At 36.4% G+C, this 25,663-nt stretch carries 20 protein-coding genes and 1 other RNA gene; 14 read left to right on the top strand and 7 right to left on the bottom strand.

Annotated elements, in window-relative coordinates:
• Positions 1-235: 235 nt before the first annotated feature.
• From VB797_RS18395 to VB797_RS18410, 4 genes are all read left to right on the top strand, one after another.
• The gene (locus VB797_RS18395) at positions 236-1,459 is read left to right on the top strand and encodes a sensor histidine kinase (protein ID WP_323239172.1); all 1,224 of its coding nucleotides are present in this window, start codon (positions 236-238) and stop codon (positions 1,457-1,459) included.
• A gap of 73 nt (positions 1,460-1,532) precedes the next feature.
• Positions 1,533-2,192 carry a response regulator transcription factor gene (locus VB797_RS18400; protein WP_323239173.1) on the top strand — a complete coding sequence of 220 codons (660 nt, stop codon included), beginning with the start codon at positions 1,533-1,535 and terminating at the stop codon, positions 2,190-2,192.
• A 117-nt stretch (positions 2,193-2,309) separates the two neighbouring features.
• A complete protein-coding gene (locus VB797_RS18405) occupies positions 2,310-3,101 on the top strand; it encodes an ion transporter (RefSeq protein WP_323239174.1) in 792 nt (263 codons plus the stop codon).
• A 293-nt stretch (positions 3,102-3,394) separates the two neighbouring features.
• Positions 3,395-4,894 (top strand): DUF1565 domain-containing protein, encoded by a 1,500-nt coding sequence (locus VB797_RS18410; RefSeq protein WP_323239175.1) that lies wholly within the window; start codon positions 3,395-3,397, stop codon positions 4,892-4,894.
• 93 nt (positions 4,895-4,987) lie between these two features.
• Here VB797_RS18410 and VB797_RS18415 read toward each other — a convergent pair whose 3' ends face one another.
• A complete protein-coding gene (locus VB797_RS18415) occupies positions 4,988-5,914 on the bottom strand; it encodes a hypothetical protein (RefSeq protein WP_323239176.1) in 927 nt (308 codons plus the stop codon).
• Positions 5,915-7,053: 1,139 nt separating this feature from the next.
• On the opposite strand from VB797_RS18415, the gene VB797_RS18420 reads away from it, so the two are divergent.
• The 10 genes from VB797_RS18420 to VB797_RS18465 all read left to right on the top strand — a co-directional run bounded on the left by VB797_RS18420 (position 7,054) and on the right by VB797_RS18465 (position 21,223).
• Entirely contained in the window at positions 7,054-7,287 is a 234-nt protein-coding gene (locus VB797_RS18420) for a DUF4327 family protein (RefSeq protein ID WP_015120654.1), read from the top strand.
• Positions 7,288-7,908: 621 nt separating this feature from the next.
• Positions 7,909-8,289, top strand: a transfer-messenger RNA (tmRNA) gene (gene ssrA, locus VB797_RS18425).
• Between the two features lie 64 nt (positions 8,290-8,353).
• The gene (locus VB797_RS18430) at positions 8,354-9,331 is read left to right on the top strand and encodes a hypothetical protein (protein WP_323239177.1); all 978 of its coding nucleotides are present in this window, start codon (positions 8,354-8,356) and stop codon (positions 9,329-9,331) included.
• Positions 9,332-9,359: 28 nt separating this feature from the next.
• Positions 9,360-9,899 (top strand): GNAT family N-acetyltransferase, encoded by a 540-nt coding sequence (locus tag VB797_RS18435; protein ID WP_323239178.1) that lies wholly within the window; start codon positions 9,360-9,362, stop codon positions 9,897-9,899.
• Positions 9,900-10,152: 253 nt separating this feature from the next.
• A complete protein-coding gene (locus VB797_RS18440; protein WP_323239179.1) occupies positions 10,153-11,616 on the top strand; it encodes an ABC transporter substrate-binding protein in 1,464 nt (487 codons plus the stop codon).
• A gap of 37 nt (positions 11,617-11,653) precedes the next feature.
• Positions 11,654-14,095 carry a hybrid sensor histidine kinase/response regulator gene (locus tag VB797_RS18445; RefSeq protein WP_323239180.1) on the top strand — a complete coding sequence of 814 codons (2,442 nt, stop codon included), beginning with the start codon at positions 11,654-11,656 and terminating at the stop codon, positions 14,093-14,095.
• A 385-nt stretch (positions 14,096-14,480) separates the two neighbouring features.
• Positions 14,481-16,727, top strand: coding sequence for a response regulator (locus tag VB797_RS18450; RefSeq protein WP_323239181.1), 2,247 nt, complete (start codon positions 14,481-14,483; stop codon positions 16,725-16,727).
• A gap of 51 nt (positions 16,728-16,778) precedes the next feature.
• Positions 16,779-19,208, top strand: coding sequence for an ATP-binding protein (locus VB797_RS18455; protein ID WP_323239182.1), 2,430 nt, complete (start codon positions 16,779-16,781; stop codon positions 19,206-19,208).
• Positions 19,201-20,688, top strand: coding sequence for an ATP-binding protein (locus tag VB797_RS18460; RefSeq protein ID WP_323239183.1), 1,488 nt, complete (start codon positions 19,201-19,203; stop codon positions 20,686-20,688). Before VB797_RS18455 ends, VB797_RS18460 begins: the two co-directional genes overlap by 8 nt.
• Positions 20,689-20,854: 166 nt before the next feature.
• Positions 20,855-21,223: a response regulator gene (locus VB797_RS18465; protein WP_323239184.1), complete on the top strand. Its 369-nt coding sequence runs from the start codon at positions 20,855-20,857 to the stop codon at positions 21,221-21,223.
• A 222-nt stretch (positions 21,224-21,445) separates the two neighbouring features.
• Here the strand turns inward: VB797_RS18465 and VB797_RS18470 are convergent, their stop codons facing one another.
• The 6 genes from VB797_RS18470 to prfB form a co-directional block, all read right to left on the bottom strand.
• Positions 21,446-22,216 carry an MBL fold metallo-hydrolase gene (locus tag VB797_RS18470; RefSeq protein ID WP_323239185.1) on the bottom strand — a complete coding sequence of 257 codons (771 nt, stop codon included), beginning with the start codon at positions 22,214-22,216 and terminating at the stop codon, positions 21,446-21,448.
• Positions 22,217-22,813: an aminodeoxychorismate/anthranilate synthase component II gene (locus VB797_RS18475; protein ID WP_323239186.1), complete on the bottom strand. Its 597-nt coding sequence runs from the start codon at positions 22,811-22,813 to the stop codon at positions 22,217-22,219.
• Positions 22,814-23,066: 253 nt separating this feature from the next.
• A complete protein-coding gene (locus VB797_RS18480; protein ID WP_323239187.1) occupies positions 23,067-23,522 on the bottom strand; it encodes a diacylglycerol kinase family protein in 456 nt (151 codons plus the stop codon).
• Positions 23,523-23,658: 136 nt separating this feature from the next.
• Positions 23,659-24,192, bottom strand: coding sequence for an rRNA maturation RNase YbeY (gene ybeY / locus VB797_RS18485; protein ID WP_323239188.1), 534 nt, complete (start codon positions 24,190-24,192; stop codon positions 23,659-23,661).
• 14 nt (positions 24,193-24,206) lie between these two features.
• On the bottom strand, positions 24,207-24,362 hold the full coding sequence (locus VB797_RS18490) for a DUF3285 domain-containing protein (RefSeq protein ID WP_323239189.1): 156 nt from the start codon (positions 24,360-24,362) through the stop codon (positions 24,207-24,209).
• A gap of 148 nt (positions 24,363-24,510) precedes the next feature.
• A protein-coding gene (gene prfB / locus VB797_RS18495; protein ID WP_323239190.1) for a peptide chain release factor 2 occupies positions 24,511-25,627 on the bottom strand; the annotation gives its coding sequence in 2 pieces (ribosomal slippage) (positions 24,511-25,554 and positions 25,556-25,627; 1,116 coding nt in all).
• Positions 25,628-25,663 lie beyond the last annotated feature (36 nt).

The raw sequence follows: 25,663 nt of genomic DNA on the forward strand, positions 1-25,663 counted from the left end.
AGCAAATACTACCGGACAATTAGCGAATACTACCGGACAATTAGCAAATACTACCGGACAATTAGCCAATACTACCGGACAATTAGCGAATACTACCGGACAATTAGCAAATACTACCGGACAATTAGCGAGCAAGATGCTCGCACTACGAATTTATTACCTAGCTTAATTAATGTGGCAAAGTATTAGATACCTTATTAGTTCAAACGATCTGATAATTGATAATTGATAACTTATGAACCGTACCATAGATGTTAAAAATCATCCTTTTAAGTTTTTACTTTATTTAGAGTGGATATTGCTGGGATTTGTTGCGGTCGCTTCAATTTTACCTATTCCTTCGCAGCGATTGCTAACGAAATTTCCCGAGCTAATGGTTATTAGTTTGATGATTTTTGGATTAATGGGTTTAAGATTACCTACCAATAATCGAAGAAATAAAATTATCTATACGGCTTGTGAAATTTTATTAATTTTAATCACCAACTTTTTAGGGGGTAGAACAGCGCGACTTTTTCCGTTTCTCACTTTAATATTAGTAACTCGTAGCTGCTTAATTTTTCAACTTCCCGGACGCTTAATTGTCGCAGGAATTTCTTTTTATTTATTCTTAGTAAATTTTCTCAGACAATTTCCTAATGTATCACCGAGAAGATTACAAAAGCTATGGTTCTTTCAAATTAGCTTTGTGCTGTTATTTGTATTAGCTTTGGTTTTTATTTTACTATTAATGAATGCGGTACTTTCCGAACGGAAAAGTCGCGAAGAATTAACTGCTGCTAACGAAAAACTCCGTCAATATGCTTTAAAAATTGAAAATCAAGCTACCCTCGAAGAAAGAAATAGGATTGCGCGAGAAATTCATGATTCTTTAGGACATTCTCTGACAGCTTTAAATCTACAGTTAGAAACAGCCACAAAACTATTAAATACTAATCCAAATAAAGCCAAAGATTTTTTAATTAGAGCTAAAGAATTAGGCTCCCAAGCATTAAAAGATGTGCGAGAATCTGTTTCTACGATGCGCTCTAATCCCTTAAAAGAAAAGTCTTTAGAACAAGCCGTTAATATACTTGTACAAGATTTTCATCATTCCACGAATATTAAACCAAATTGTCAAATACTTTGTTTTTACACGATACCTCGCGATATTAGCACCGCTATTTATCGAATCATCCAGGAATCTTTGACCAATATTTATAAATATGCTCAATCTACAGAAGTAAATCTAGAATTAACCACAACAGTTACAAGCGTACATTTGATGATTGAGGATAACGGCAAAGGTTTTAATCTAAGCCAAAATACAACAGGTTTCGGACTGCAAAGTATGCGCGATCGCACTTTAGCGTTGGATGGAAATTTTCAAATTAACAGTGTTCCTGGCAAAGGTACTAAAATTACGGTTAATATTCCTTTATCGGGGTTTTTGTCAACTAATTTAGAAGCTAATAGTTAGGACTAGATTTAAGAAAAATATCATTTTATTTTTCCTATTCCCCATTCCCTATTCCCTATTCCCTATATTAAATATGATTAACGTACTGCTTGTAGATGACCAACATTTAATTCGTCAAGGTTTAAAAACTTTATTGGAGTTAGAACCAGATCTAAAAGTTGTAGGAGAAGCAGCAAACGGTCAAGAAGCGGTTAAATTAGCTGAAACATTGCAACCGAATGTTATCTTAATGGATATCAGAATGCCTCTGATGGATGGAGTTGCAGCAACAAAAGAAATAAAACAGAAATTTGCCCAAACGAAAATTTTGGTATTAACAACCTTTGATGATGATGAATATATCAAAGCCGCATTGCAAAATGGAGCAATGGGTTATTTACTAAAGGATACACCTTCAGAAGAATTAGCTGTAGCAATTCGCGCCGTACATAGAGGATACACTCAATTAGGACCGGGAATTGTCAAAAAACTTTTAACCCAATTTCCCGCAACTACAGAAACTCAATCATCCCCACCCCCAACTTTAACTGAACTCACGAAAAGAGAAAAAGAAGTATTACGCTTGATTGCAACAGGTGCAAGTAATCGAGAAATTGCTCAAGAACTTTATATTTCCGAAGGTACAGTTAAAAATCATGTTACTAACATATTGAACCGCTTGGAATTACGAGACAGGACCCAAGCCGCGATTTTTGCGAATTCGTTTTCATCTTATTTAGAAGAGAAAGATTGATAGATATTTTATCGGAGTTAGAATAGATTAATTCATGAGAATAGCTATGTATTCTTTAGATATATTTGTCACAATTAAAATGTAATTTTATATGTAAATTAATCAATTTGGACCAATATGTTAATCAGTAGGGAAAATACAGCATTTTATTTCAAAGACTTAGAAACATCATTAGGCAAAGCAATTAATATTACAATTGTCATCCTGGTGATGCTGTCTTCAGGAATTTTTGTAGCGCAAACTTATCAGCTTCCTGAATCTGTTCGGTTAATTTTCAATATTATCGATACGTTAATTGTAAGTATTTTTGCAATAGAGTATTTATTGCGTTTGTGGAGCGCAGAAAATCGGATTCGCTATATTTTTAGCTTTTATTCTATTATTGATTTAATTGCAATTTTACCATTTTTTATTGGAACTATTGATATTAGATATATCCGCTTGTTGCGATGGTTCAGAATTTTGCGATTAATCAGGTATCTAGATCGAAAATTCTTATTTGGTCAGATTTCTACTGAAGATGGTGCTATTTTTACACGAATATTATTTACCTTATTTGCAATTATATTTATCTACTCTGGATTAATTTATCAAGTAGAACATCCTGCAAATCCACAAGTTTTTAGTACTTTTGTGGATGCATTGTATTTCTGTATCGTTACAATGACCACTGTGGGCTTTGGGGATGTGACCCCAGTTTCCCAAATCGGTCGTCTTTTAACAGTTTTGATGATTTTAACAGGTATCGCGCTGATTCCTTGGCAAGTCGGCGATTTAATTAAGCGAATAATTAAAACTACGAATCAAGTAAAAACAATTTGTTCGGGATGCGGTTTGGAATTACACGACGAAAACGCGAAGTTTTGTAAGATATGTGGAACAAAGTTATTAAGCAATCATTTTAACTAAGCAAAAGCCCGCAGGCTATAAGCCTGGGGCTACATTTACAAAGCCCACCTGCGTGGGCTAGGAGAATTATAAGCAGGTGGGCTTTGTTTGTATAGCCATACCCTGAGTCGGGTCAAATATTTGTTCCAAATTGGGATGCTCCCTATTATTGCTTGTTCAACGTAACGCTTTACTTCTCAACAAAAAATTTACTTTAAAAAGAGGTCTTACTGATTTCGACTTATGCTATCAGCGCTACCTGCTTACTGAGATTGTTCGCGGTAATATTTTAACGTAAGTGAAAAAGTCTTAATATGCTTAAATTAATCTATGTGAATCCGACTACCGGCAGCGATCGCAATTCTGGTAGTCAACAAGCACCTTTAAAAACGATTACTCAAGCTCTTAAGGAAGCTGCTTCAGGAACAAAAATTGAGCTTGTAGAAGGTCAATACAATGCTACTAGCGGCGAAATTTTTCCTTTAATAGTTCCATTTGGAGTCACAATTATAGGTAATGAAAACAATAAAGGTAGCGGTATTTCAATTAGCGGTAGTGGGGAATATATTAGCCGTATCTTTGCACGTCAAAATATAACTTTTGTATTAAGTAATGGTTCTCGACTCATCGGTGTAACTGTAACTAATTCCGCTAGTCGCGGTACTGCTGTTTGGATTGAATCATCTTCACCTACGATCGCAAATTGTACTTTCATTAATTGTCAACGTGAAGGGGTTTTTGTAACTGGAGACGCTAATCCAATTATTCAAAACAATATCTTTACTCAAAATTCTGCAAGCGGTATTTCAATCACTAAAAATTCTCAAGGTCAAGTTAGAGGTAATAACTGTTTTCAAACAGGTTTCGGTATTGCAATCGGCGATCGCGCTACTACCAAAATTGTAGATAACAATATTTACGACAACCGTTCGGGAATAGTCGTTTCTGGTGATGCTCGTCCAGTTTTGCGAGAAAATGTATGCGAACTCAATATTCAAGATGGCTTAACTGTTGTCGGAAATGCATTACCGGATATCGGCAACAATAAAAATTCGGGAAACAATATTTTTCGCAACAACGGTCAGTTTGATATTCAAAATGCCAGTATTAACAAACTTATTTCGATCAATAATCAGGTAGAACCCCACTCAGTTAATGGAAACATCCAGTTTTTTGCTGACCCAGAACCAGAACCAGAACCGATTCCCGAACCAGAACCAACCCTACTACCAAAATCCACTAAATTAACTGATATTAGCGGACATTGGGGATTTGAATTCATCCAAGAATTGGTTCAATTAGGAATAGTCGCGGGTTTTCCCAATCGAACCTTTAGACCCGATGCAACAATAACGCGATCGCAATATGCTGCATTATTGGTAAAAGCTTTTAATCCGCAGTCTTTACGAGAACCGATTGTATTTGAGGATATTAAAGAAAACTTCTGGGCTTATCAAGTAATTCAACAAGCATACCAAGGACTATTTTTCTCCGGGTATCCAGGTAAAAAGTTTTTCCCCAACCAAAATATTCCCCGCATCCAGGTTATTGGCTCTTTAATCAGCGGATTAGGATTAACAAATCAAGTTGAAATTGACTTAGATATATATGATGACAGCAGCAAAATTCCCAATTCTGCTCAAGATGAAATAGCAACAGCAACCCAGTATGGACTTATCGTCAATTATCCCAAAACAACTATTCTCAATCCAAACCGACCTGCAACCCGTACAGAAGTTGCAGTTATGGTTTATCAAGTATTAGTCCTAATTGGCCAAGTCAGGAAGATCGATTCACCTTTTATTATTGGGTAATAGGAAAAGGGAGTTAGGAGTTAGGAGTTAGGAATTAACAATTAATTTCACCCATATCTTTGTCTCCTTGTCCTCTTGTCCCCCCATCCTCTTCTAGTTCACCTGTAAACTAGAAACTACTTGGTCAAATACATTTTGATAATTCTTGTCTCCTTTAGCAAAACTAATAAGAATTATTCTCTTTCCATCACTACTTGGTAATACTATATTTTGGAATTCATATAAACCTTCAGTGCGAAAAGAAACCGCTTCTTTACCAGCCACAACTTTCGTATCGAAGCTTTCCGGCATTACATCTCCAAATTCTTCATTATTACTTACCCATTGAACGAGGGATAAACTTTGAGGATTATTCTCTAGGGAGATACTCATGTTCCCTGGTGAAAATGTATTTTTAAATTTACCGGATTCGATTGCTTGATAATCTTTAACACTCCATAGTTCTAATACTTTTGATGAATTAGAAACTTCTTGAGGTTCTTTAATCACAAAACCTTTGGGATATTTAAAATTAACACCCAGTCGCTGACTTCGATAAACATTTGTATTGCTTGCAGCTGCAATTTTTCTGCCAGGATTTTTCGCAGCAGTTCTTAAAGCTTGAACAACAGGTTTATCAGAAGTCGGTTTTGGTGTTTCGATTTGAGCATCTGGTTGAGAAGTTTCTTGAGGACTAAGCTTTTCTGTTAAGGCTTTAGAAATAGAACTATTCTCAGGAGATTTTGCAGGTGCTTTTTGATTTTGCGGAGCCGTAGCAACCGAATTTGGAAGATCTAGTGGAGTTGCTGGGTTACTAACTGTAGGAAAAGGTGATGGTACATTGACAGTGATCTCACCTGGTGTTTTTTGTGGTGTCGCAACTATATCTTCATTATTGCTACGATTAGCTGACTTTACCGTTAAATCTTGAGAATCTTTTGCTTGCTGACAACTAATTAAACTCATGCTTAAACCAAGCGTGACTGCACAAAATAATTGTTTAAGGTTACTGTCTAACCTCACACCCCGAATATTCATCATTTTCACTCCTTAAAACACCGTACTATTTAGATGTGCTTTACCATACTCCAACAATGTATTGATAACCGAATCAATTCAAAATTATCAATAATTAAATAATAATTACGAGATAGGGAATTAATAATTCAAAAATCAAAAAGGAGCATTCCATCTTTTTACTGAACTCATCTCCACTTTACCTGTTTTCACTACAGACTTATAACAAATGAATTGCAGGGGGTAATACCCCGTTTTTGCTCTGGGTACAAGATATAACTTCTTCTTGATTCAATATCAACGCATTTCTTCCTGTTATTTGCTCGGGGCTGATGCTGATTTGCTTTTAGTAAGTCTTATTCAAAATCTATTATCATACATTGTTCTATACCTCTGTTCTCAGAAATTTTTCTATGCTTTACGAAAGTTAACCATATCTTATCCAATAATTTACGTAACTTGATAGAATTTTATGGCTTAGCAATTTGTAAAAAATTAGACACAAATCTAATCCCCTTGCACCGACCATGCAAACGAGGAAAATCGTTGAAGTCAATGAATCACAATTGAATGCAATATTTGGTTGATGCGATCGCAATATTAACTTGCTACAGCAGTGTGTCCGGGAGACTGCGTTTAAACTCGTGTTTTACCTAACTCAGCGATCGGGAATCTGTTTAAGAAATTATTAACAGCAAGTAAATATGATGTTGTTTTGTTGTATTCTCGCCTGTCTACGAGGCGATATTTTATACCGTTATTTCTGAACGGTATTTTTCGCTTGTTCCCCTATGGACAGATGTATCCAAATTCAATGTTTGCTACAAATAAGGTATTTGACTTATAAGCCTATTCAAAAGCCTGCTAATCTAGCTATTTCATTGATTTGATTCGTTCAATAGCAGCTGATAATCCTTGCATTAAGCACTTGGATGTCATATCCGCTACGATTAATTTGGTTTTTTCATGGTTTTGAACACATTGTCATGAGTTGATGACTTCTTTAATATATCTTTATATTTTTTGAGCTTTTATAACGTCAAAATAAAAAGAGTTCCGTATAGTAAATTACAAAAAAAATACTAGCAAATTGGTTTATTACCTTGTTCGTTTCGGGTAAATTTTGGGAATAATACTTACGTGTAACATAGCGAGTGGTAATTATGAGTGTGAATACGGTGCCTTCTATCAATTACTCTTTAGACGTGATTCAGGATGAAGCGCGGCGATTGGTTCAAAAAGGAGTAGTTAGCCGACAACAGCCGATATATACGTTGTGCCAGTACATACCAGCAAGAGAGTGGGTATGCATTGAATGCGAATTAGAAAAATGCGAATTTTTGCTGCGCGATCGCATAGCGGATTTAATTGGTAGGGAAGTATGGGAAAACGATTAATTTAATTGGTCGTGGAGACCTTGAGGGGTAGAAAAGATATATTTTGGGTGCGTAAATTTCATAAATCTACGTTCAATGCTTAATTAGCTATATAATCTCTGTTTTTAAATTGTAAAAATCCCATCCAGACCTCTGAGTTTGGAATTAAATACACAGGTAAAAGTGGTTTTGAACTGCTTTGAATCAGCACGTCCTAAAAGTAGCTATTCGTAACTCTAGCGGTTAGAGTATGGCTTCTAAATGGATGTGCTGCTTTTTCGCGGTATTCAAAGCAAGACAATATTTTTATTGTGGTTCTGAATTATACTTCGCTATCAAGATGAAGTCAAGTTATTAGCTATATTAATCTTCGGGAATTAAAGAAGATAAGCTGATGTGCGGCTAAATTATATAATGTGAAAACGTGAAAATATTGTAGTGCGGTAGCGCAGCGTGTCCGTAAGGACATACATCTTGCGATCTTGTCTTATACAAATTAAATGCATAAATCTTAAGAAAATTTTAGCTGAAAGCTAGTCTGAAGCCAATCCGACAAAACTTAAATAGTGATGCAGAAATATTTTATCTGTGGCAAATTTTTCAAAAGCGCACTATAATAAAATATGAAGCTATAAAGCACATGGGTCTGTAATGGTTTCGACGGGGTGGTGAAAGCTACTCGTTGATTCAGGTCGAGAGTGAACCCAATCTCGTAAATCAAGGTTCAAAACAAATAATAACTGCAAACAACATTGTAGCATTCAAGCGTCAAGCAGTAGCTGCTTAAACTTTTTTCGTACGCTTCTCTCTAGTTTGACTCCGTTAAGGATTAGAGAGCAACCCCCAACGGATGCTCTAATAAGTTCCCTTTGGTGGACTTGTTAGAAAAGACTTTACCAAAGCATCCCACCGTTCGGGATAATGAACGGTCCCTGTCTCAAGGGTAAAAGAGGCTAAACCTGTGAACGATGCGGGGGTAAATACCCATTTCGGACGGCAGTTCAATTCTGCCCAGATCCACTAATATATAACTATCTAATCCACCTTATACTTAAATATAGAGGTGGATTTTTTGAATGAATAATTTATGATTCAGTTGCAAGTAAGCGTTGTTTGTCAAAATCCTGCTTGTGGGAAAGAATTTAATAAAAGTCGCAGCGAGTTTAATAGAAGCCAAAAATTAGGAAGACCTCATTTTTGTTCTCTAAGATGTCATGCTAAACATAGAGGGCTTGGTACTTCTAAGGTTAAAGCCAATAGAACTACTTCCCATTTAAAAGATATCATTAGAAGAGACGAATATTCACCTTTCCGAAACCATTTAAAGGTAATGAAAAAGTCGGCAAAACATAGAAAGCACGAATGTTCTGTCACTTTAGAAGACTTGAAGCAATTGTGGGAGAAACAAAAAGGGATTTGTCCTTATACTGGCTGGAATTTACTTTTATTACCTAGCACTACAGATTATCAAAATGCAACTTTGACAATAGATAGAGCGAGTGTAGACCGTATAAACTCTTCATTAGGTTACATTCGAGAAAACATACAGTTTGTGGCTGTAATTGCTAACTTTGCGAAAAACATTTTTAGCGAACAAGATTTAATCAAATTCTGTCATGATGTTTATAGATACAAAATTTTAGGTGAGAATAACTCGATAGATATAAATGATAAAGCTTTAAAAGTTTCGAGCGTATTAACGAATAGTAAGATAGACAGATATTCACCTTTTCGTCAGCATCATAGGCTTGCAAGAAGAAGAGTGAAAAGTAATGGTCGTGAATGTACGATTACTTTGAAATATCTCAAAAAACTTTGGGAAAAACAAGATGGTAAATGTCCTTATACGGGATGGAAATTAGACAATCTTCAGACAACTAGTGAATGGAATAGTAATATATTACATCCTAAAACAGCGAGTTTGGATAGGATAGATTCTCGTAAAGGCTATATTTTCGGAAATGTACAGTTTGTCAGCGTGATGGCTAACTACGCAAAAAGAGATTTTTTCGAGCAGGAATTACTGGATTTTTGCCGAGCGGTAGCTAATGTAAATCCTATTTAATTCTAAATATAAATAATACCAGAAGCCAATGCTTATTAGTAGCGAAAGACTAACTTTTCGGGAGTTTGTCATAGAAGATTGGCAGGCAGTTTTGGCTTATCAATGCGACTCTCGGTATTTGCAATTTGATGAATCGGATAATCGCGACCGCGCAGATGTAGAAGCCTTTGTTCAGATGTTTTTAGATCAACAAAAACAACTACCGCGAATTAAGTTTCAGCTAGCATTAATATTAAAATCTGAGAATAAATTAATCGGAAACTGCGGTATTCGTAAACAAAATATAGAATCTCAAGAAGCAGAACTCGGTTATGAAATTTCGCCGGATTATTGGGGACAAGGTTACGCTACAGAAGCTGCAAGTACTATTTTGAAATTTGGCTTTGAGAAATTAAAATTATGCCGTATCTGGTCGCATTGTATTGCTGAAAATACGGCATCTAGAAAAGTATTGCAGAAAGTAGGAATGAAATTCAAACGCAAGTTGTTGAAACACGAATTTTTTAAAAACCGCTATTGGGATACCTGGGAATTTGAAATTACAAAAGATGAATGGTTGAATCAATAAACTATCACATACCAATTATGTTCAAAGTTTTAAATAATTTATTTTGGTAAAAATTAATAAAAAATACATATTAAATCAGTGTCTTAGATCTTAATCTAAGAGAAAGCGCTGTTTTTTTACAAGTGTTATGGGTGAAATGCAATTTTTTATAAAATTGCGTAAAATTTTCATTTGTCTTGAATAAGTAAATAAGAATAGAACCGAATTAAAAGCACGACAGTATTTAAAAGTCATAAAGTTAACAGAGGCTAGAATGGCTAAACTTTTTAAATTTAAACTGAATCCAAAGCCATGCAAGCGTTACCAAAAACGATTACTTCAATTAACTTCATTGATACTTATAGCTTTATTAACAGTCTTAGCTTGTAATAACACTGAAGATAATTCTTCTTTAGTTGCGAAGTCATTTAATGAAAACACTTTGGATATTTGGTGGGATAAAGGCTTTAATCCTGAAGAAGATGAAGCATTGCGTCAGCTTGTACATAACTGGGAAAATAAAACTGGGAAAAAAATAAACTTGCTTTTTTATACTACTGATTCTTTAGGGGACAAAATACGTAGGTCATTAAAAGCTGGCAATCCCCCCGATATTGTAATGAGTTTTAAAGCTGAAAGGTCTCCAAATTTTCGTTTAGCTTGGGATAATAAATTAGTGGATGTTTCTGAGATTATTAATCCGGTTGAAAATCTTTATCCAAAAGCAGTTTTACAAACAGTTAATTTGTATAACAATGCTGAAAAAAAACGTAGCTATTATGCAGTCCCGATTCATCAAGGAACAATGCATATTTACTACTGGCGAGATTTATTAGCAGAAGTAGGTCGTAGCGAAAAAGATATACCAAAAGAATGGGATGCTTTTTGGGATTTTTGGAAACAGGTTCAGGACGATTTGCGAGACAAGAATAAGTCAACTGGCAATAATACATCTAAAATCTATAGTTTGGGTTTTACTCTTTCACCGGAAGCTGGGGACACTTATTATTTATTTGAGCAAATTTTAGAAGCTTACGATGTCGAAATTATCAGTTCTGAAGGAAAACTATTAATTGATGATAAAAAAGTACGTCAAGGCATTATCAAAGTATTAAAGTGGTACCAAGACTTTTATCAGCAAGGTTATATTCCACCCGCAGCTTTAAAATGGTTAAATCCAGATAATAATCGCAGCATATTGAATCGCGAGATAGTAATGACCCCTAATTCTACTCTTTCAATTCCTGTAGCGGTGCGTCAAGATGCCGATATTTATCAGAACAAGTTAGGTATTCTAGAGTTTCCTAACAAGCCAAACGGTCAGCCGATGCGACATTTAACAATGGCTGAACAAGCTGTAATCCTAGCTGAATCAAAAAATCAGAAATTGGCTAAAGACTTCTTGAAGTATGTAGTGCGAACAGATGTGATGAAAGATTATCTGACAAAAGCGGGAGGACGCAATTCACCAGTATTAGAACCAGTTTGGCAAGATGGTTTTTGGACTAATCCCAATGACCCACATATTTCTAAAGCGACTAAAACTTTTACAGAAGGTAGAATTCGTTATTTTTATATATCTCAAAATCCTGCTTACAGCCGAGTTTTAGATCAAAATGTCTGGGGGAAAGCGATTAACAGAGTTATTGTCGATAAAATTTCGCCGGAACAAGCAGCAGATGAAGCAATTACGGAAATTAAATTAATTTATCAAGAATGGGATACGGTTAAAGGTTAAAGGTTATTAATTCAGAATTCCTCGTTCCTAATTGTAAATGAAATTTTGGCAGCAGCATTTAACAACTAAAATTGCGAGTTATTTTTTATTATTATCACTTCTCACTGTTGGTGTAGTGGGAGGAGTGACATTTATTAATGCGCGAATTGCTCTTAAAGAAGCTGCTTTTGAGCGCCTTAAGGTGACAGCAACACTTAAGGAAAAAGATATTAATCGTTGGTTTAATTTGCAGCGAGAAGACTTTCTTTTTATAACTGAATTTCCTGATGTCAAGGCAAAATTGAACACAGTTCTTAGTTCAAACGTATCTGAATCTGAGTATAGAAAAGCTTATGAACTTATGGGTGATTACTTGCAAGAAATAAAGCTTGTTAAACCTAATTTACAAGAAATTTCTATTCTCAATCGTAGTAATAAAATAATTATTTCTAGCAATACAAAACGTGAGGGAAAGTATGAGTCGCTCGCTAATGTTAGTTATGTTGAAAAAATCTGGAGTGGAAATAATTTTGCTCCGATCTTCTATGTTTCACCAGAAACAGGTAAACCCGCAGTTACTTTAGCAAAAACTTTACGTAACGATAAGGGAGTTCGTCAAGGAATTGTTTTAGCAAATCTTAATTTAGAACGAATAGATGAAATTGTTAGAGAACGTGCTGGTTTGGGTAAAAGTGGTGAAACTTATTTAGTAGGTTCTCTGGGAAGAAGTAAAAAAACATTCATTGCTAAAGCAGATGGTCGCAATATGCCAAGTATGACGATTTCAGCGTATCCCGATTATCAAGATATTAGTTCTGAAGGTATCGATTTAGCTATGGCTGGTGTTAGTGGTGCTAGAGAATACTATAACTATACGAAAATACCCGTATTAGGAGAATATCGGTGGCTGAACGATCAGGATTTGGCGTTATTAGTTGAGATAACCCAGCAAGAGGCATTTGCTCCAGCGCGTCAGCTAGCGAATACAATTATGTTAATCGGCTTAGCAGCAGCGGGGGTTTTACTTTTAGGTGTTTATTACTTATCTCTACAATTAAGTATTTATCGCCGACGCTCAGAAAATTACAGTTATCAATTAGAAGCAAAAGCGCAAGAAGCGGAAACTGCTAACCGTGCAAAAAGCGAATTTCTAGCAAATATGAGTCATGAATTACGCACTCCTTTAAATGCAATTTTGGGTTTTGCACAGTTGATGAGACGGGATAAAATGCTGTCCTTAGAACAGCGAGAATCCTTAGCAATTATTAACCGTAGCGGGGAGCATTTACTGTGTTTAATTAATGATGTATTAGATATGTCAAAAATTGAAGCTGGACGCACTATTATAAATTTAGAAACTTTTAATTTACATCTTTTGTTGCAGACTATCAAGGAAATGTTTCAACTGCGAGCAACTACAAAAGGATTGTATTTAAATTTCGATTTTGATGCAAATTTGCCTAACTGTATTATCACTGATGAAAACAAGCTTCGCCAAATTTTAATTAACTTATTAGGTAATGCAATAAAATTTACAGAAAAAGGAGAAATAATTTTAACAGTTAGTTACCAGTTAACAGCAACTCCGTCCTTAATCTTCGAGGTGAAGGACACGGGAAAAGGTATCGCTCCAGAAGAAATAGATAAAATATTTGACCCATTTGTACAAACTGCTAGCGGTATTCAAGCTAGAGGTGGTACTGGTTTGGGACTTGCTATTAGTCGTCAATTTGTGCAGTTGATGGGTGGAGATATTCACGTTAATAGCGTTTTGGGACAAGGTTCTAGTTTCAGTTTTAATATTCAAATTAGTTTACCCGAAGCAGAAGAAATATGCTCAGCTAAAAAACAGGTCTTAAAAATTGCTCCATCTCAACCTAATTATCGCATTCTTGTAGTAGACGACCGTTTAGAAAACCGCGATTTATTAACCAAATTATTAACTACTGTTGGATTTGATACTTGTACTGCTGCTAATGGAAAAGAGGCGATCGCTCTATGGAAAACATGGCAACCGCACTTAATTTGGATGGATATGCGAATGGCTGTTATGGATGGGTATGAAGCTACAAAGCAGATTAAAGCCAAATCTAAAAATCAAAATACTGTGGTAATTGCCTTGACTGCGAGCGTTTTTGAAGAACAACAATCAGCTATTTTCGCCGCAGGTTGTGATGATTTAGTTCGTAAACCGTTTGAGGAAGAAGTTATTTTTGAGAAGATGAATCAGTATTTGGGGGTTGAGTATATTTACGAAGAAGATAATATTAAATCTGACAATAAATTACCATTCAATTCTAGAATAATTTTAACTCCGCAAGACCTTAGCGTAATGCCTATAGAATGGGTCGCTTCCTTGCATCAAGCAGCGTTAAAGGTAGATGGAGATTTAGTTTTACAGATGATTGAGCAGATTCCACAGAAGTATCAAAGTTTGGCTGAGAAATTGAGAAAATTGACATTACAGTATGATTTTGATGCGATTATTGAAGTTAGTTAGGAGTAATTCGTTGACAGATATCAGTTATCAGCTATATTCAAAGCTTATTAGAACGGTTTGTAATGCTAAAAAGATATTATTTCCTCGGTAATTCTTGCTTAACATTTGATTTCATTTGAGTGAGGTACAAGACATATTGTTATAAGGGATCAGAGAGTAGCGAAAAGTGCGGTCTTAGGGTCGTAATCAACAAAATTTTGAATCTTCCCTAGTTCTTCTCGATTGCTTGCTAATCTAGTTGAAAATATGCTCTTGCAGTAGATGTAGAGATGCGATGATCAAACATAAACATATGATATATCATGTCTCTACAAGCTTTCCTTCTCCATAATAAACAGTTCTTACAAAACCATATTTCCAACTTCTAATTAATAAATGTTGAAAAATGCGTATTCTACTATTAGAAGATGACGAAGTTTTATCAGATGTATTAGTGAAATCTTTAACTCATCAACATTACGTTGTAGATGCGGTTTACGATGGTGAAAGTGGATGGGAATATGCTAATAGTGGTAATTACGAACTGATCTTGATGGATGTCGGATTACCGTTATTAGATGGAATCTCTTTATGTCAACGGTTGCGTGATTCGGGTTGTTCTACACTAATTTTGTTGATGACTGCAAAAAATGTAAACGCGGAGCGAATTCGTGGTTTAGATGCGGGTGCTGATGATTATTTAAATAAGCCTTTGGATTTTGACGAACTCCATGCAAGAATTCGGGCTTTGTTGCGTCGAGGAGAGGTTACACCAACAACGATTTTGTCTGTAGGTGAGTTATATTTAAACCCCAAAACTGCTCAGGTAAAATATGGAAAAAAAGAGTTAAAAATCACACCAAAAGAATACAATTTATTAGAACTATTTTTACGAAATCCCTCGCGGGTTTACAGCCGTACACAAATTGTCGATCATCTTTGGAATTTTGACGACCCACCCTTGGAAGAAAGCGTTAAGGCTCATATTAAAGGACTGCGGCAAAAATTAAAGAAGGTGGGTGCTGTTGATTGGATTGAAAATGTTTATGGTTTAGGATATCGTCTCAATCCTCAAGTTAGTACAACTCAAACAACGAAGTCAGTTGAGCAATATAGCGCTGCTGTCGATCAAATGTGGTTGCAATATCAAGATGTTATGATGCAAAGAATGACGGTTTTGCAAACAGCCGCGATCGCAATCCAAGCTGAACAACTAACTGAGGAATTACGAGCATCTGCTGTTAGGGAAGCTCATAAACTTGCGGGAGTTTTGGGAATGTTTGAGCGAGAATCTGGAACTCAGTTAGCAAGAGAAATTGAAGAATTACTTTTAATAGAAGATAGTTTTACTTCTCATAAATTACCGTCTTTAGTACAAGAGTTAGATGAACTTTTGGCTTTGTCGGTATCTAATAATTATGCCAATGTCGATACAGCTAGGTTACTATTAATTGATACCAATTTACAATTAGAAACTGAATTACAGCAACTTGCATCAAGTCAAGGAATGAGTTGGTATCGAGTAGATAATATTCAGTTAGCTCAAGATTGGTTGCAAAATCATTCACCGGATTTAGCTGTATTAAACATAGGTAAAACAATTAAAGTCCAGGAGCTAACATTAATTGGTAATTTAGCAGCACGTACTCCGGCAATTCCGGCGATCGCAATTACTGAATCGGATGATTTGAATTACCGCGTGAAAGTAGCGCAAGCTGGGGGATGTGCCTTTTTACTTAAACCAAATGCAACTCAAATATGGGACTTAACAACTCAATTATTACAGCGCGATAGAGGTAGCAAAGCCGATCGCAATCTTAGCACGAAGATATTAGTGGTAGATGATGACCCAATGTTTTTATCTGCTTTGCGTCCGTTATTAGAACCCTGGGGAATCAAATTCACGGGGTTGGAAAAGCCCCAAGGTTTTTGGGAATTATTAGAGACTGTGGAACCAGATTTACTAATTTTAGATGTGGAAATGCCGGAAATCAGCGGAATCGAACTTTGTCAAGTGGTTCGTACCGATCAAAAATGGCAAAGTTTACCGATATTATTTTTGACTTCTCATCGTGATGGGGAAACAATTGAAAAGGTCTTCGGTGCTGGGGCAGATGATTATATCACTAAACCCGTGGTGGGAGCAGAATTATTAACGAGAATTACCAATCGTTTGGAAAGAAACCGTTTATTAAAAACTATTTCTACAAAAGATTCGCAAACTGGAATTAGTAATTATATCGAGTCAAAAAGAAATTTAGATATTTTATTGAGTCAAAGTGAAATAAATAATAATTCTGTTTGTCTAGCAATTTTGAGTGTAGCAGAATTAAATAAACTTAATTTTACCTATGGTCATATTATTGGTAATCAAGTGTTGCAAAGATGGGGAAGATTAATCAAAAAAGTGTTTCGTGGTGATGAAGTGTTAGGATACTGGGGAAATGGTGAGTTTATCATTGGAATACCTGAATTAAAGAAAACACAAGTAAAAGAACGTGTTAATGAAATTCTAGCTATACTGCGACAACAAATATTTACAGCAGCCGATGGAACTAGATTGCAAGTAGCTTGTAATTACAAAGTTGTAGAATATCCCATTGACGGTAAAACAGTACATTCTTTATATCAAGCTTTGACAATTAACAATTAACAATTATCTGTATTCCTTACTCCTCATCTCTACTCCCTGCTCCCTAATGAAATGGACAATCAATCTATCAATCAAAATAGTCATCTATCCCATCTGATAAATCGCAATAATGCTTTATTAAAGGCGCAACAAGATGCGGCGCTTGATGGTATTTTGGTTGTAGATGAAAATCGGCAGGTTATTTCCTACAATCAGCATTTTTGTAATTTATGGGAAATCCCAGAAGATATCATTAATGAAGGTAGTTCACCAAAATTACTAGCGTATGTCTTAACTAAATTACAATCGCCAGAATCGTTTTTAGAAAAGGTCAATTATCTCTACGAATATCCCGAAGAAATTAGTCGAGACGAAATATATTTCAAAGACGGACGAATTTTTGACCGTTATTCCAGTCCAATTCGCTCTAATAATGGAGAATATTACGGTAGAATTTGGTCTTTTCGAGATGTTACCGAACGTCAGCGAAGAGAAGAAGCACTGCGATTTATTGTTGAAGGTACTAGTACGCAAGTTGGAAGCGAATTTTTTTGTTCTTGCGTGCGTTCTTTAGCGACTATTTTGAGGATGCGTTATGCTCTGATTGCCGAATTTTTTTCCGAATCAAGACACAAGGTACGTACTTTAGCTTTTTGGACTGGAGAAGAATTTGGTGAAAATTTTGAATATGATTTACCTGCTACCCCTTGCGGACAATTAATGAATGGAGAAATGCAGAGGTATAGGAATTCAGTTCAAAATTTATTTCCTCAAGACCCATATTTAATCTGTTTTGGTGCCGAAAGCTATATTGGTATTCCTTTAATCGATAAAAATGGCACAGTTATCGGTTTAATCGCAGTTTTAGATACTAAAACATTACCAGAAAATACAGAAACAGAGGAATCAATCTTAAAAATTTTTGCAGCAAGAACCGGAGCGGAATTAGAACGTAGAAATTTAGAAACAGCTTTATTAAAACAGCTTGAAAGAAATACTTTATTAAATCAAATTACTCAGGAAATTCGTAATAGCTTGGATAGCCAGCAAATTTTCCAAACTACAGTCTATCAAGTTGGTAAAATATTTGCGGTAAGTCGCTGTCATATTCATACTTATATTAATTCTCCTCAATTGCAAATACCTTTAGTAGCTGAATATCGGAACCCAAATTACTCTTCAATGCTAGGAGTAAATATTCCAATTAACGGTAATCCTCACGCTCAAAAAGTTTTAACACAAGATGCAGCTTGTCCCGCACCAGATATTTACAAGGAACCGTTATTACAGCCAGTTCAAGATATTTGTAATGAATGGCAAGTTAAATCTTTGTTATCAGTAAGAACATCTTATCAAGGACAAGCTAATGGCATAATAGTTTTACATCAATGTAACAGTATTCGTGATTGGACCAAAGATGAAATCGAACTTTTAGAAGCAGTCGCAGCACAGGTAGGAATTGCATTAGCGCAAGCAAAACTTTTAGAGCAAGAGAAAGCCAACGCTAAACTTTTACATATAGCCAAAAATCAAGCCGAAGCTGCTAATCATGCTAAAAGTACGTTTCTCGCAAATATGAGTCATGAATTGCGAACTCCTCTAAATGCAATTATTGGCTTTTCTCATTTAATGCAGCAAAATCATTCATTCAGCGCTCAACAACAAGAATATCTCAAAATTATTAATCGTAGCGGTAAGTCTCTTTTAAATTTGATTAATGATGTCCTCGAAATATCAAAAATTGAAGCCGGACAAACTATATTCAATTCAGCCCCTTTTGATTTACATAGTTTATTACATACTTTGTGGTCAACTTTTCAACCCCAAGCCGAAGTCAAACATTTATCGCTGCAATTTGACTTAGCTCTCAATTTGCCTCAACATATTTTCAGTGACGAAACTAAACTGCGTCAAGTTTTATCAAATTTGTTAAGTAACGCGATCAAATTCACTAATACGGGAAGAGTTATTTTAAGAGTTTTTTTCACTTCATTCCCCTTATCCCTCTCCTTCCAAGTAGAAGACACCGGATGCGGTATCGCTTCAGAAGAGCTAAACAAACTATTTCAACCCTTCGTTCAAACTGTCAACGGTAATCAAGCTGGAAGTACGGGTTTAGGATTAGCAATTAGTCGTGAATTTGTACAGTTGATGGGAGGAGATTTGCAAGTAGAAAGTACTTTAGGTCAAGGCAGTATTTTTTACTTTTGTATAGCCGTAAATTTACTAGAATCTACTCAAATCTCAAATACAACTCAATCAACAGCGCTTTATTTATCAGAATTACAGGAAATAACTCGTGAAAATCTCACAATCATGTCACCCGAATGGATTTCCAGTTTACATCAAGCAGCAATTGAAGTCGATGCTGATACAGTTTTTCGGCTGATCGAACGCATTCCTGATCGCTACCAAGTCATAGCTGAGAAGCTAATAAGGTTAACTCGTAACTATGACTTTGATGCAATCATCGCTTTGAGTAGGGGGAATGAAAATGTTTGATGCAACTAGCACCAAAGCAGATATTTTGGTCATTGACGACACTCCAGAAAACTTGGAACTACTGTCGCAAATACTGAAAGATAAAGGATACAAGGTTCGTAGTGTAACTAAACCTTCTACGGGTTTGCGGGGTGCGAAAGCTGCACCACCCGATTTAATTTTGCTCGATGTCAAAATGCCGGAAATGAACGGCTATGAAGTCTGTCAGCATTTAAAAGCAGATGAATTGACCCGCGAGATCCCCGTAATTTTTATCAGTGCGTTGGGAGATGTGCTAGATAAAGTCAAAGCATTTGAAGTTGGTGGTGTAGATTATATTACCAAGCCCCTGCAAGTGGAAGAAGTTTTGGCTCGGATCAAAACACATTTGACAATCCGACAACTCCAACAGCAACTTCAAACCCAGAATAGACACTTACAGCAGGAAATATCCGAACGTACCGCAGCTGAAGAAAAATTTGCCAAAGCCTTTCGTTCCAGTCCCAACCCAATCGCGATCGCAACTCTTGCAGAAAACCGTTTTCTCGATATCAACCGCAGTTTTCTAGAAATAAGCGGTTATTCTCAAGCAGAAATTATTCAAAAATCCGCGACGAATCTCAATCTTTGGATAAATCCTCAAGTCTATGATGATTCAGTTAAAATATTACTCCAAAATGATTCTTTGCACAATCAAGAATGCCAACTTCGTACCAAACAAGGTGAGATCAAAACAGTTTTACTTTCTATAGAACTAATCGAACTTGATGGTGTTGCTTGTACTTTAAATCTGATTAACGATATTACCGAACGCAAGCGTTTAGAAGATGAATTTATTTCTTTAGTCAGCCATGAATTACGCACCCCAATGAATTCAATTATCGGAGCTTTAGACCTTTTAAGTACGCAGCAGTTAGGAGCTTTAACTGTTCAGGGACAGCAAATTATTAACATAGCGATTAACAACACCGAACGTCTGATCCGCTTGGTAAATGACATTCTTGATTTAGAGCGGATCAAATCGGGTAAAATTAGCATGCAGCCTTCAAAATGTAATGCTTATGAATTATTAATTCAAGCAGCCCAAGCAATGCAAGCAATGGCATATACAGCCCAAATTACTTTAAATGTAGAACCGATATCAGTAGAAATTATTGTAGATTCAGACCGCATTTTGCAAGTTTTAACTAACCTATTAAGTAATGCAATCAAATTTTCAGAGCCTGGTAAAAGCGTGTGTTTGCGTAGTCAGATAAATTCGCTTTATCTACAAATAGAAGTCCAAGATAGAGGAAGAGGAATTCCCCCCGATAAACTACAGTTGATCTTTGAACGTTTTCAACAAGTAGACGCTTCTGATTCTCGCAGCAAAGGAGGTACCGGCTTAGGATTATCTATTTCTCGCAGCATCATCGAACAACATAAAGGACGAATTTGGGTAGAAAGTATCTTTGGTCAAGGAAGCACTTTTTATATTCATTTACCTTTAATCAATAAGTAGGTCGGCGTTAAAAATTGTAATTAGGACAAGGGAGTAGGGAAAAGCTTTTAAACCAAATTTATATTTTGTTACATATTTAGGTTTATTTCTGCCAACTTAGTTAGTTGTATATAAGATGGTGAAGTAAAATAAAATCTAAAATCTAAAATCTAAAATTAAATGGTTTATGAGTAAATCTATTTTAGTAGTTGATGATGAAGAAGATGTGAGAGCGCTGATTCAGCTAGGTTTAGAAATGCAGGCAGGTTGGAAAGTATTTAATGCTAATTCTGGAGAAGAAGCTATTAAAATTGCTATCAGCCAGCAACCTGATGTAATCTTATTAGATTTAATGATGCCGGATATGGATGGTAAAACAACTTTACATAAATTGAAAAGCGATCCGAATACTCAGAAAATACCCGTAATTTTAATGACCGCTAAAGGAAAATCTACCGTTGAAGAAAGCTTTGCAAATTTGGATTTAGCAGCAATATTTACCAAGCCTTTACGTCCTTTAAATCTTGCAAAACAGATAATTGAAGTAATATCTTGAGATGGTAAATTAAGGGCGATCGCACAGTTGAAATCTGTATTGCAATTTTTCTATGACTTAAGATTTGATGTATCTATCTAATGATATTAAGTATTATGCTATACGTGTGCAGCAAGTATAAAAGCGTAGTTATGTGGATAAAAACCAGGTTTTATTAATTGCAATAATCAAAAAGCAGACCCGAAAGCCTGCTCTACAAAAATCAAAAATTATCAATTATTCTTAAAATTTGTAGCTAAACACCTGAATTGCGCTATTTTCTGGTAAATCGTTAGGAGTTACACTAATCGTATCGCTGTTGCTACGACGTACCTGTATCCCGCTCATTACCGTGAGAAAATCATCTAATGGTGCAATATCACAACTATCCTTATCGGCAGCTTGGGTACGATAATGAGTAGGAATCACTAACTTTGGATTCAGAACTTGAATCGCTTGTCTGGCTTCACTCGCATTGTAGGCTTTATCGCTACCCCCTACAGGTACTAACAGTACGTCAGGACGACCCATAAGGATTTTTTGCTCTAAAGAAATAGGTGCAGCAGCACCTCCTAAATGCAGGATATTAATTCCTGCTTGCTTCCATTGCCAAGTTGTATTTATCCCAAAGCGTTTTCCACCAACGCGATCGTGATCTATACCAATCCCTTGAATCTTGATTGCTTTAAACTCGTAAACCCCTGGCTGGTAAATTAACTTGGGTTTTCCCGGTAAGCCTTCCACCGCACCTTCATCCAACAACTGACTGCTAATTAATACTAAATCTGCCGCAACATTAGGTGGACGATAGCCAGCAGTACAGCCTACACTACGAAAAGGGTTGACTAAAATTTTCGTACCGTTACCCGAAAACAAAAAGCTAGTATGACCCAACCACTTAATTGATAGCGAACCACCAGATTGGGCATTAACCCGTAATCCAGAACCCAAGTTAGCAAACAACGTACCTGCTAACCCCGCTCCAGCGTAGCCGATCAATTGTCGTCGTTTCATTTATCTCAAAGGTAATTTTTCTAGAAAGTTTCGCAGCAATTGCTTTCCCGAACTAGTCAGGATACTCTCTGGATGAAACTGGACACCTTCTACGTGAGGAAAGTTCCTGTGTTGCACTCCCATAATTGTCCCATCTTCAACCCAGGCGGTGATTTCCAATACATCCGGAATCGTATCTCGCTCTATGATTAAACTATGATACCTGGTTGCGGTCATCGGATTATCCAATCCCCGAAAAACTCCTACCCCAGTATGAGAAACTTGAGAAGTTTTTCCATGCATCAAATAGGGAGCAGAAACAATTTTACCGCCGAATACTTGACCTATACTTTGATGTCCCAAACATACGCCTAATATAGGGTAATTGGGTGCTAACTCTTCAATTAATTTTAAAGAAATTCCCGCATCTTCCGGTCTTCCAGGACCCGGAGAAATCACTATACCATCAGGCTTCAATGCTCTAATTTCTTCTATTGATATCTTATCATTGCGAAACACCTGAATTTGCTCTGCTACGGGGAAATCAACAGCCAATTCTCCCAAATACTGCACCAAATTATAGGTAAAGCTGTCGTAATTATCTATGACTATCAGCACAGCGTTAAACTCCTAGTTTTATCTGATGCCAAGCTTATTCTTATTGTATTATTTTAACTATTCAACGTTTACGGAACTAAATACGTTATTTCAAAAAAACTTAACTATATAACGTTCACCACCGTCATGTGGGGCTTAGTGTTCCCAATACGGGAAAATATAAAATGCTCGAAACCTTGCGACTAAATGCAGCAAAATGTGAATGCTTTACGGGAGCTAACGCAATTACATAGCGATAAATTTTTCCAGCCACTTACTTGAACGATAAAATTAACTTAAATAAAGGAGGCAATATAAGCATCACAGCAACCAATATTGCTACTAAAGCTGAAACTAGCACCGCAGCAGCTGCACAGTCTTTAGCAATTTTCGCTAATTCGTGATACTTTTGCTCAACTGTCAAATCGACAACAGACTCAACAGCAGTATTGAGCAACTCTAAAGCTAAAACTAAGCCGCTAGTAACCGTAATTACCGATACTTCTACAGCTTTGAGATGTAAAAAAACGCTTAAGCCAATTGCCAAAGCGCAGACAGATACGTGGATGCGGAAATTACGCTGGGTTTGAAAAGCGTAGGTAATTCCAGCCCAGGCATATTTAAAACTAACGAACAGATTGGAGGCAACAGCCCAAGATAATTCTCTTTGTTTAGACACAACTGTTTCTAAACGGTTTAGTTTTGGTGGAGTTGAAATTTGCTGGGACATAGGCATAATGAGTGAGGTAATATTAAAATTTAATTTTTCTCGAATTTTAAAGGTTCATTAATATTTTGACAATTTTCTACAGGAATATATTAAAAGCACAATTGAAGTATGGCATTAAAATAGCCGTTCGGCGAATCTATTCTATGTTAATATCAATACCCAATGTCTTCAGTAGCATTACTTGCTTTTCCATCATTCTTTGCAAACTTTCTTCATCAGGATGATCCCATCCGATAAGATGTAGCAAACCATGAGATGTTAACCAAGCTAATTCAGTTTTCAAAGAATGATTTTGCTGTATTGCTTGTTTTCTGGCGGTATCAATAGAAACGATGATATCGCCAAGATACAAAGGTTCATTCTCGGTATCAATTTCCGTAACGTATGGCGAATCTACTTCCAAAGCCGCAAAAGCTAAAACATCTGTAGGTTTATCTTGATGACGGTACTGAGAATTTAGGGTTTGAATTTCCGAGTCATCCGTCAAACGCAGCCCAATTTCATAGATTGAGGCTGGGGGAATATCGGATTGCAACATATTCACCCATTCACAAAACCAATTTTCCCAATTTTCACCAGTAATGCGGATATTTTCATCATTCTCTACATCCAGAGAAGATTCCTGAAAGTAATCCTGCACATAAACTTCAACGGAAAGCCGTTTATCCACTCAATCTCCTCTCGTTAACGAGTTAGATAAGCAAGACCAATCAAAACAGCCAACAGTCCGAAAGTGGTCAGTGCAAAATGCTGTAGCGAGGTGCCACCCTTTTGCACCATATTCCTCATTGCCAACTTTGTATAGCTGGGTTTATCTTCTTTGGTAGAAGAGTCGTTCATAATAGTTGAAAAACAGATAATAACAAACTCTTCTATCAATGTAACAAACTGTTGACAAATGGAGTGCCGATTTGGCAATATTCTGGAAATTTGGTAATTGTTAATTGGTAATTGGATTTCTCCCCATGTCTCCACTACCGATTACCGATTACCCATTCTCCATAACTTGATTTTGCTGTCGTAGATAAGTTTGAATAAACGGATCTAGTTCACCATTCATTACGTCGGCGATCGCGGTTGTTTCGACGTTGGTACGTAAGTCTTTGACCATTTGATATGGATGGAATACGTAGTTGCGGATTTGATTTCCCCAGGAGGCTTCGACCATATCACCGCGAATTTCCGCGATTTGTTGAGCGTGTTGTTGTTGAGCAACGACTAATAGCTTTGCTTTGAGACGAGCAAGAGCTTTTTCTTTGTTCTGCAATTGCGATCGCTCTTCGGTACATCGCACGGCAATATTTGTTGGTAGGTGAACTATTCGCACTGCGGTTTCTACTTTGTTGACGTTTTGTCCACCTTTACCACCGGCTCTAGATGTGGTAATTTCTAAATCCTTATCGGGAATATCTAGCTGTACATTGTCATCTATCTGAGGCATGACTTCTATGCCTGCAAAACTGGTTTGTCGCTTACCGTTAGCGTTGAAAGGAGAAATCCTGACTAAGCGATGGGTACCCATTTCCGATCGCAAATACCCGTAAGCATAACGTCCGGTAACTTCTAATGTCGCCGATTTGATCCCAGCTTCATCTCCACGAGATTCATCACTCAATTTGACTTGATAGCCGTGACTTTCTGACCAGCGGGTATACATTCGTAACAGCATTTCCGCCCAATCTTGAGAATCAGTACCCCCCGCACCTGCTGTAACAGTTACTAATGCGCCCTTAGCATCGTAGGGACCCGAAAGCAACTGCTGTAACTCCCATTTGTCAAGTTCGCGATTAAGACTGGTAACGTTAGATGTAGCTTCACTCAACAGCGATTCATCAGTGTCGGACTCCAAAAGTTCAACAACTGCCCTAGTATCCTCTAAACTAGAATACCAATCATGGTACTGTTGCACATAAGATTTGAGGTCATTAAGTTCTTGCAGCGTATCTTGAGCCTGATCTTGGTCATCCCAAAATTCCGGTTGTGCTGCAATCTGTTCTAAATCTTGGATTTTAGCTTTAACTGCGGGTAAGTCAAAGATAGTCCTGAGTTTTACCCAGGCGATTAGACAGCGTTTCGATTTCGCGTTTGAGTTCTAGAACGTCCATATTTGTTTATAATTGTCAGCTTTGATGCTTCTAGAA

The organism is Rivularia sp. UHCC 0363, from assembly GCF_034931125.1.
GTDB lineage: Bacteria > Cyanobacteriota > Cyanobacteriia > Cyanobacteriales > Nostocaceae > Rivularia.

Coding starts and splice junctions, on each gene's coding strand:
- VB797_RS18395 (WP_323239172.1), top strand. CDS start 236: ATGAACCGTACCATAGATGTTAAAAATCATCCTTTTAAGTTTTTACTT.
- VB797_RS18400 (WP_323239173.1), top strand. CDS start 1,533: ATGATTAACGTACTGCTTGTAGATGACCAACATTTAATTCGTCAAGGT.
- VB797_RS18405 (WP_323239174.1), top strand. CDS start 2,310: ATGTTAATCAGTAGGGAAAATACAGCATTTTATTTCAAAGACTTAGAA.
- VB797_RS18410 (WP_323239175.1), top strand. CDS start 3,395: ATGCTTAAATTAATCTATGTGAATCCGACTACCGGCAGCGATCGCAAT.
- VB797_RS18415 (WP_323239176.1), bottom strand. CDS start 5,914: ATGATGAATATTCGGGGTGTGAGGTTAGACAGTAACCTTAAACAATTA.
- VB797_RS18420 (WP_015120654.1), top strand. CDS start 7,054: ATGAGTGTGAATACGGTGCCTTCTATCAATTACTCTTTAGACGTGATT.
- VB797_RS18430 (WP_323239177.1), top strand. CDS start 8,354: ATGATTCAGTTGCAAGTAAGCGTTGTTTGTCAAAATCCTGCTTGTGGG.
- VB797_RS18435 (WP_323239178.1), top strand. CDS start 9,360: ATGCTTATTAGTAGCGAAAGACTAACTTTTCGGGAGTTTGTCATAGAA.
- VB797_RS18440 (WP_323239179.1), top strand. CDS start 10,153: ATGGCTAAACTTTTTAAATTTAAACTGAATCCAAAGCCATGCAAGCGT.
- VB797_RS18445 (WP_323239180.1), top strand. CDS start 11,654: ATGAAATTTTGGCAGCAGCATTTAACAACTAAAATTGCGAGTTATTTT.
- VB797_RS18450 (WP_323239181.1), top strand. CDS start 14,481: ATGCGTATTCTACTATTAGAAGATGACGAAGTTTTATCAGATGTATTA.
- VB797_RS18455 (WP_323239182.1), top strand. CDS start 16,779: ATGGACAATCAATCTATCAATCAAAATAGTCATCTATCCCATCTGATA.
- VB797_RS18460 (WP_323239183.1), top strand. CDS start 19,201: ATGTTTGATGCAACTAGCACCAAAGCAGATATTTTGGTCATTGACGAC.
- VB797_RS18465 (WP_323239184.1), top strand. CDS start 20,855: ATGAGTAAATCTATTTTAGTAGTTGATGATGAAGAAGATGTGAGAGCG.
- VB797_RS18470 (WP_323239185.1), bottom strand. CDS start 22,216: ATGAAACGACGACAATTGATCGGCTACGCTGGAGCGGGGTTAGCAGGT.
- VB797_RS18480 (WP_323239187.1), bottom strand. CDS start 23,522: ATGTCCCAGCAAATTTCAACTCCACCAAAACTAAACCGTTTAGAAACA.
- VB797_RS18490 (WP_323239189.1), bottom strand. CDS start 24,362: ATGAACGACTCTTCTACCAAAGAAGATAAACCCAGCTATACAAAGTTG.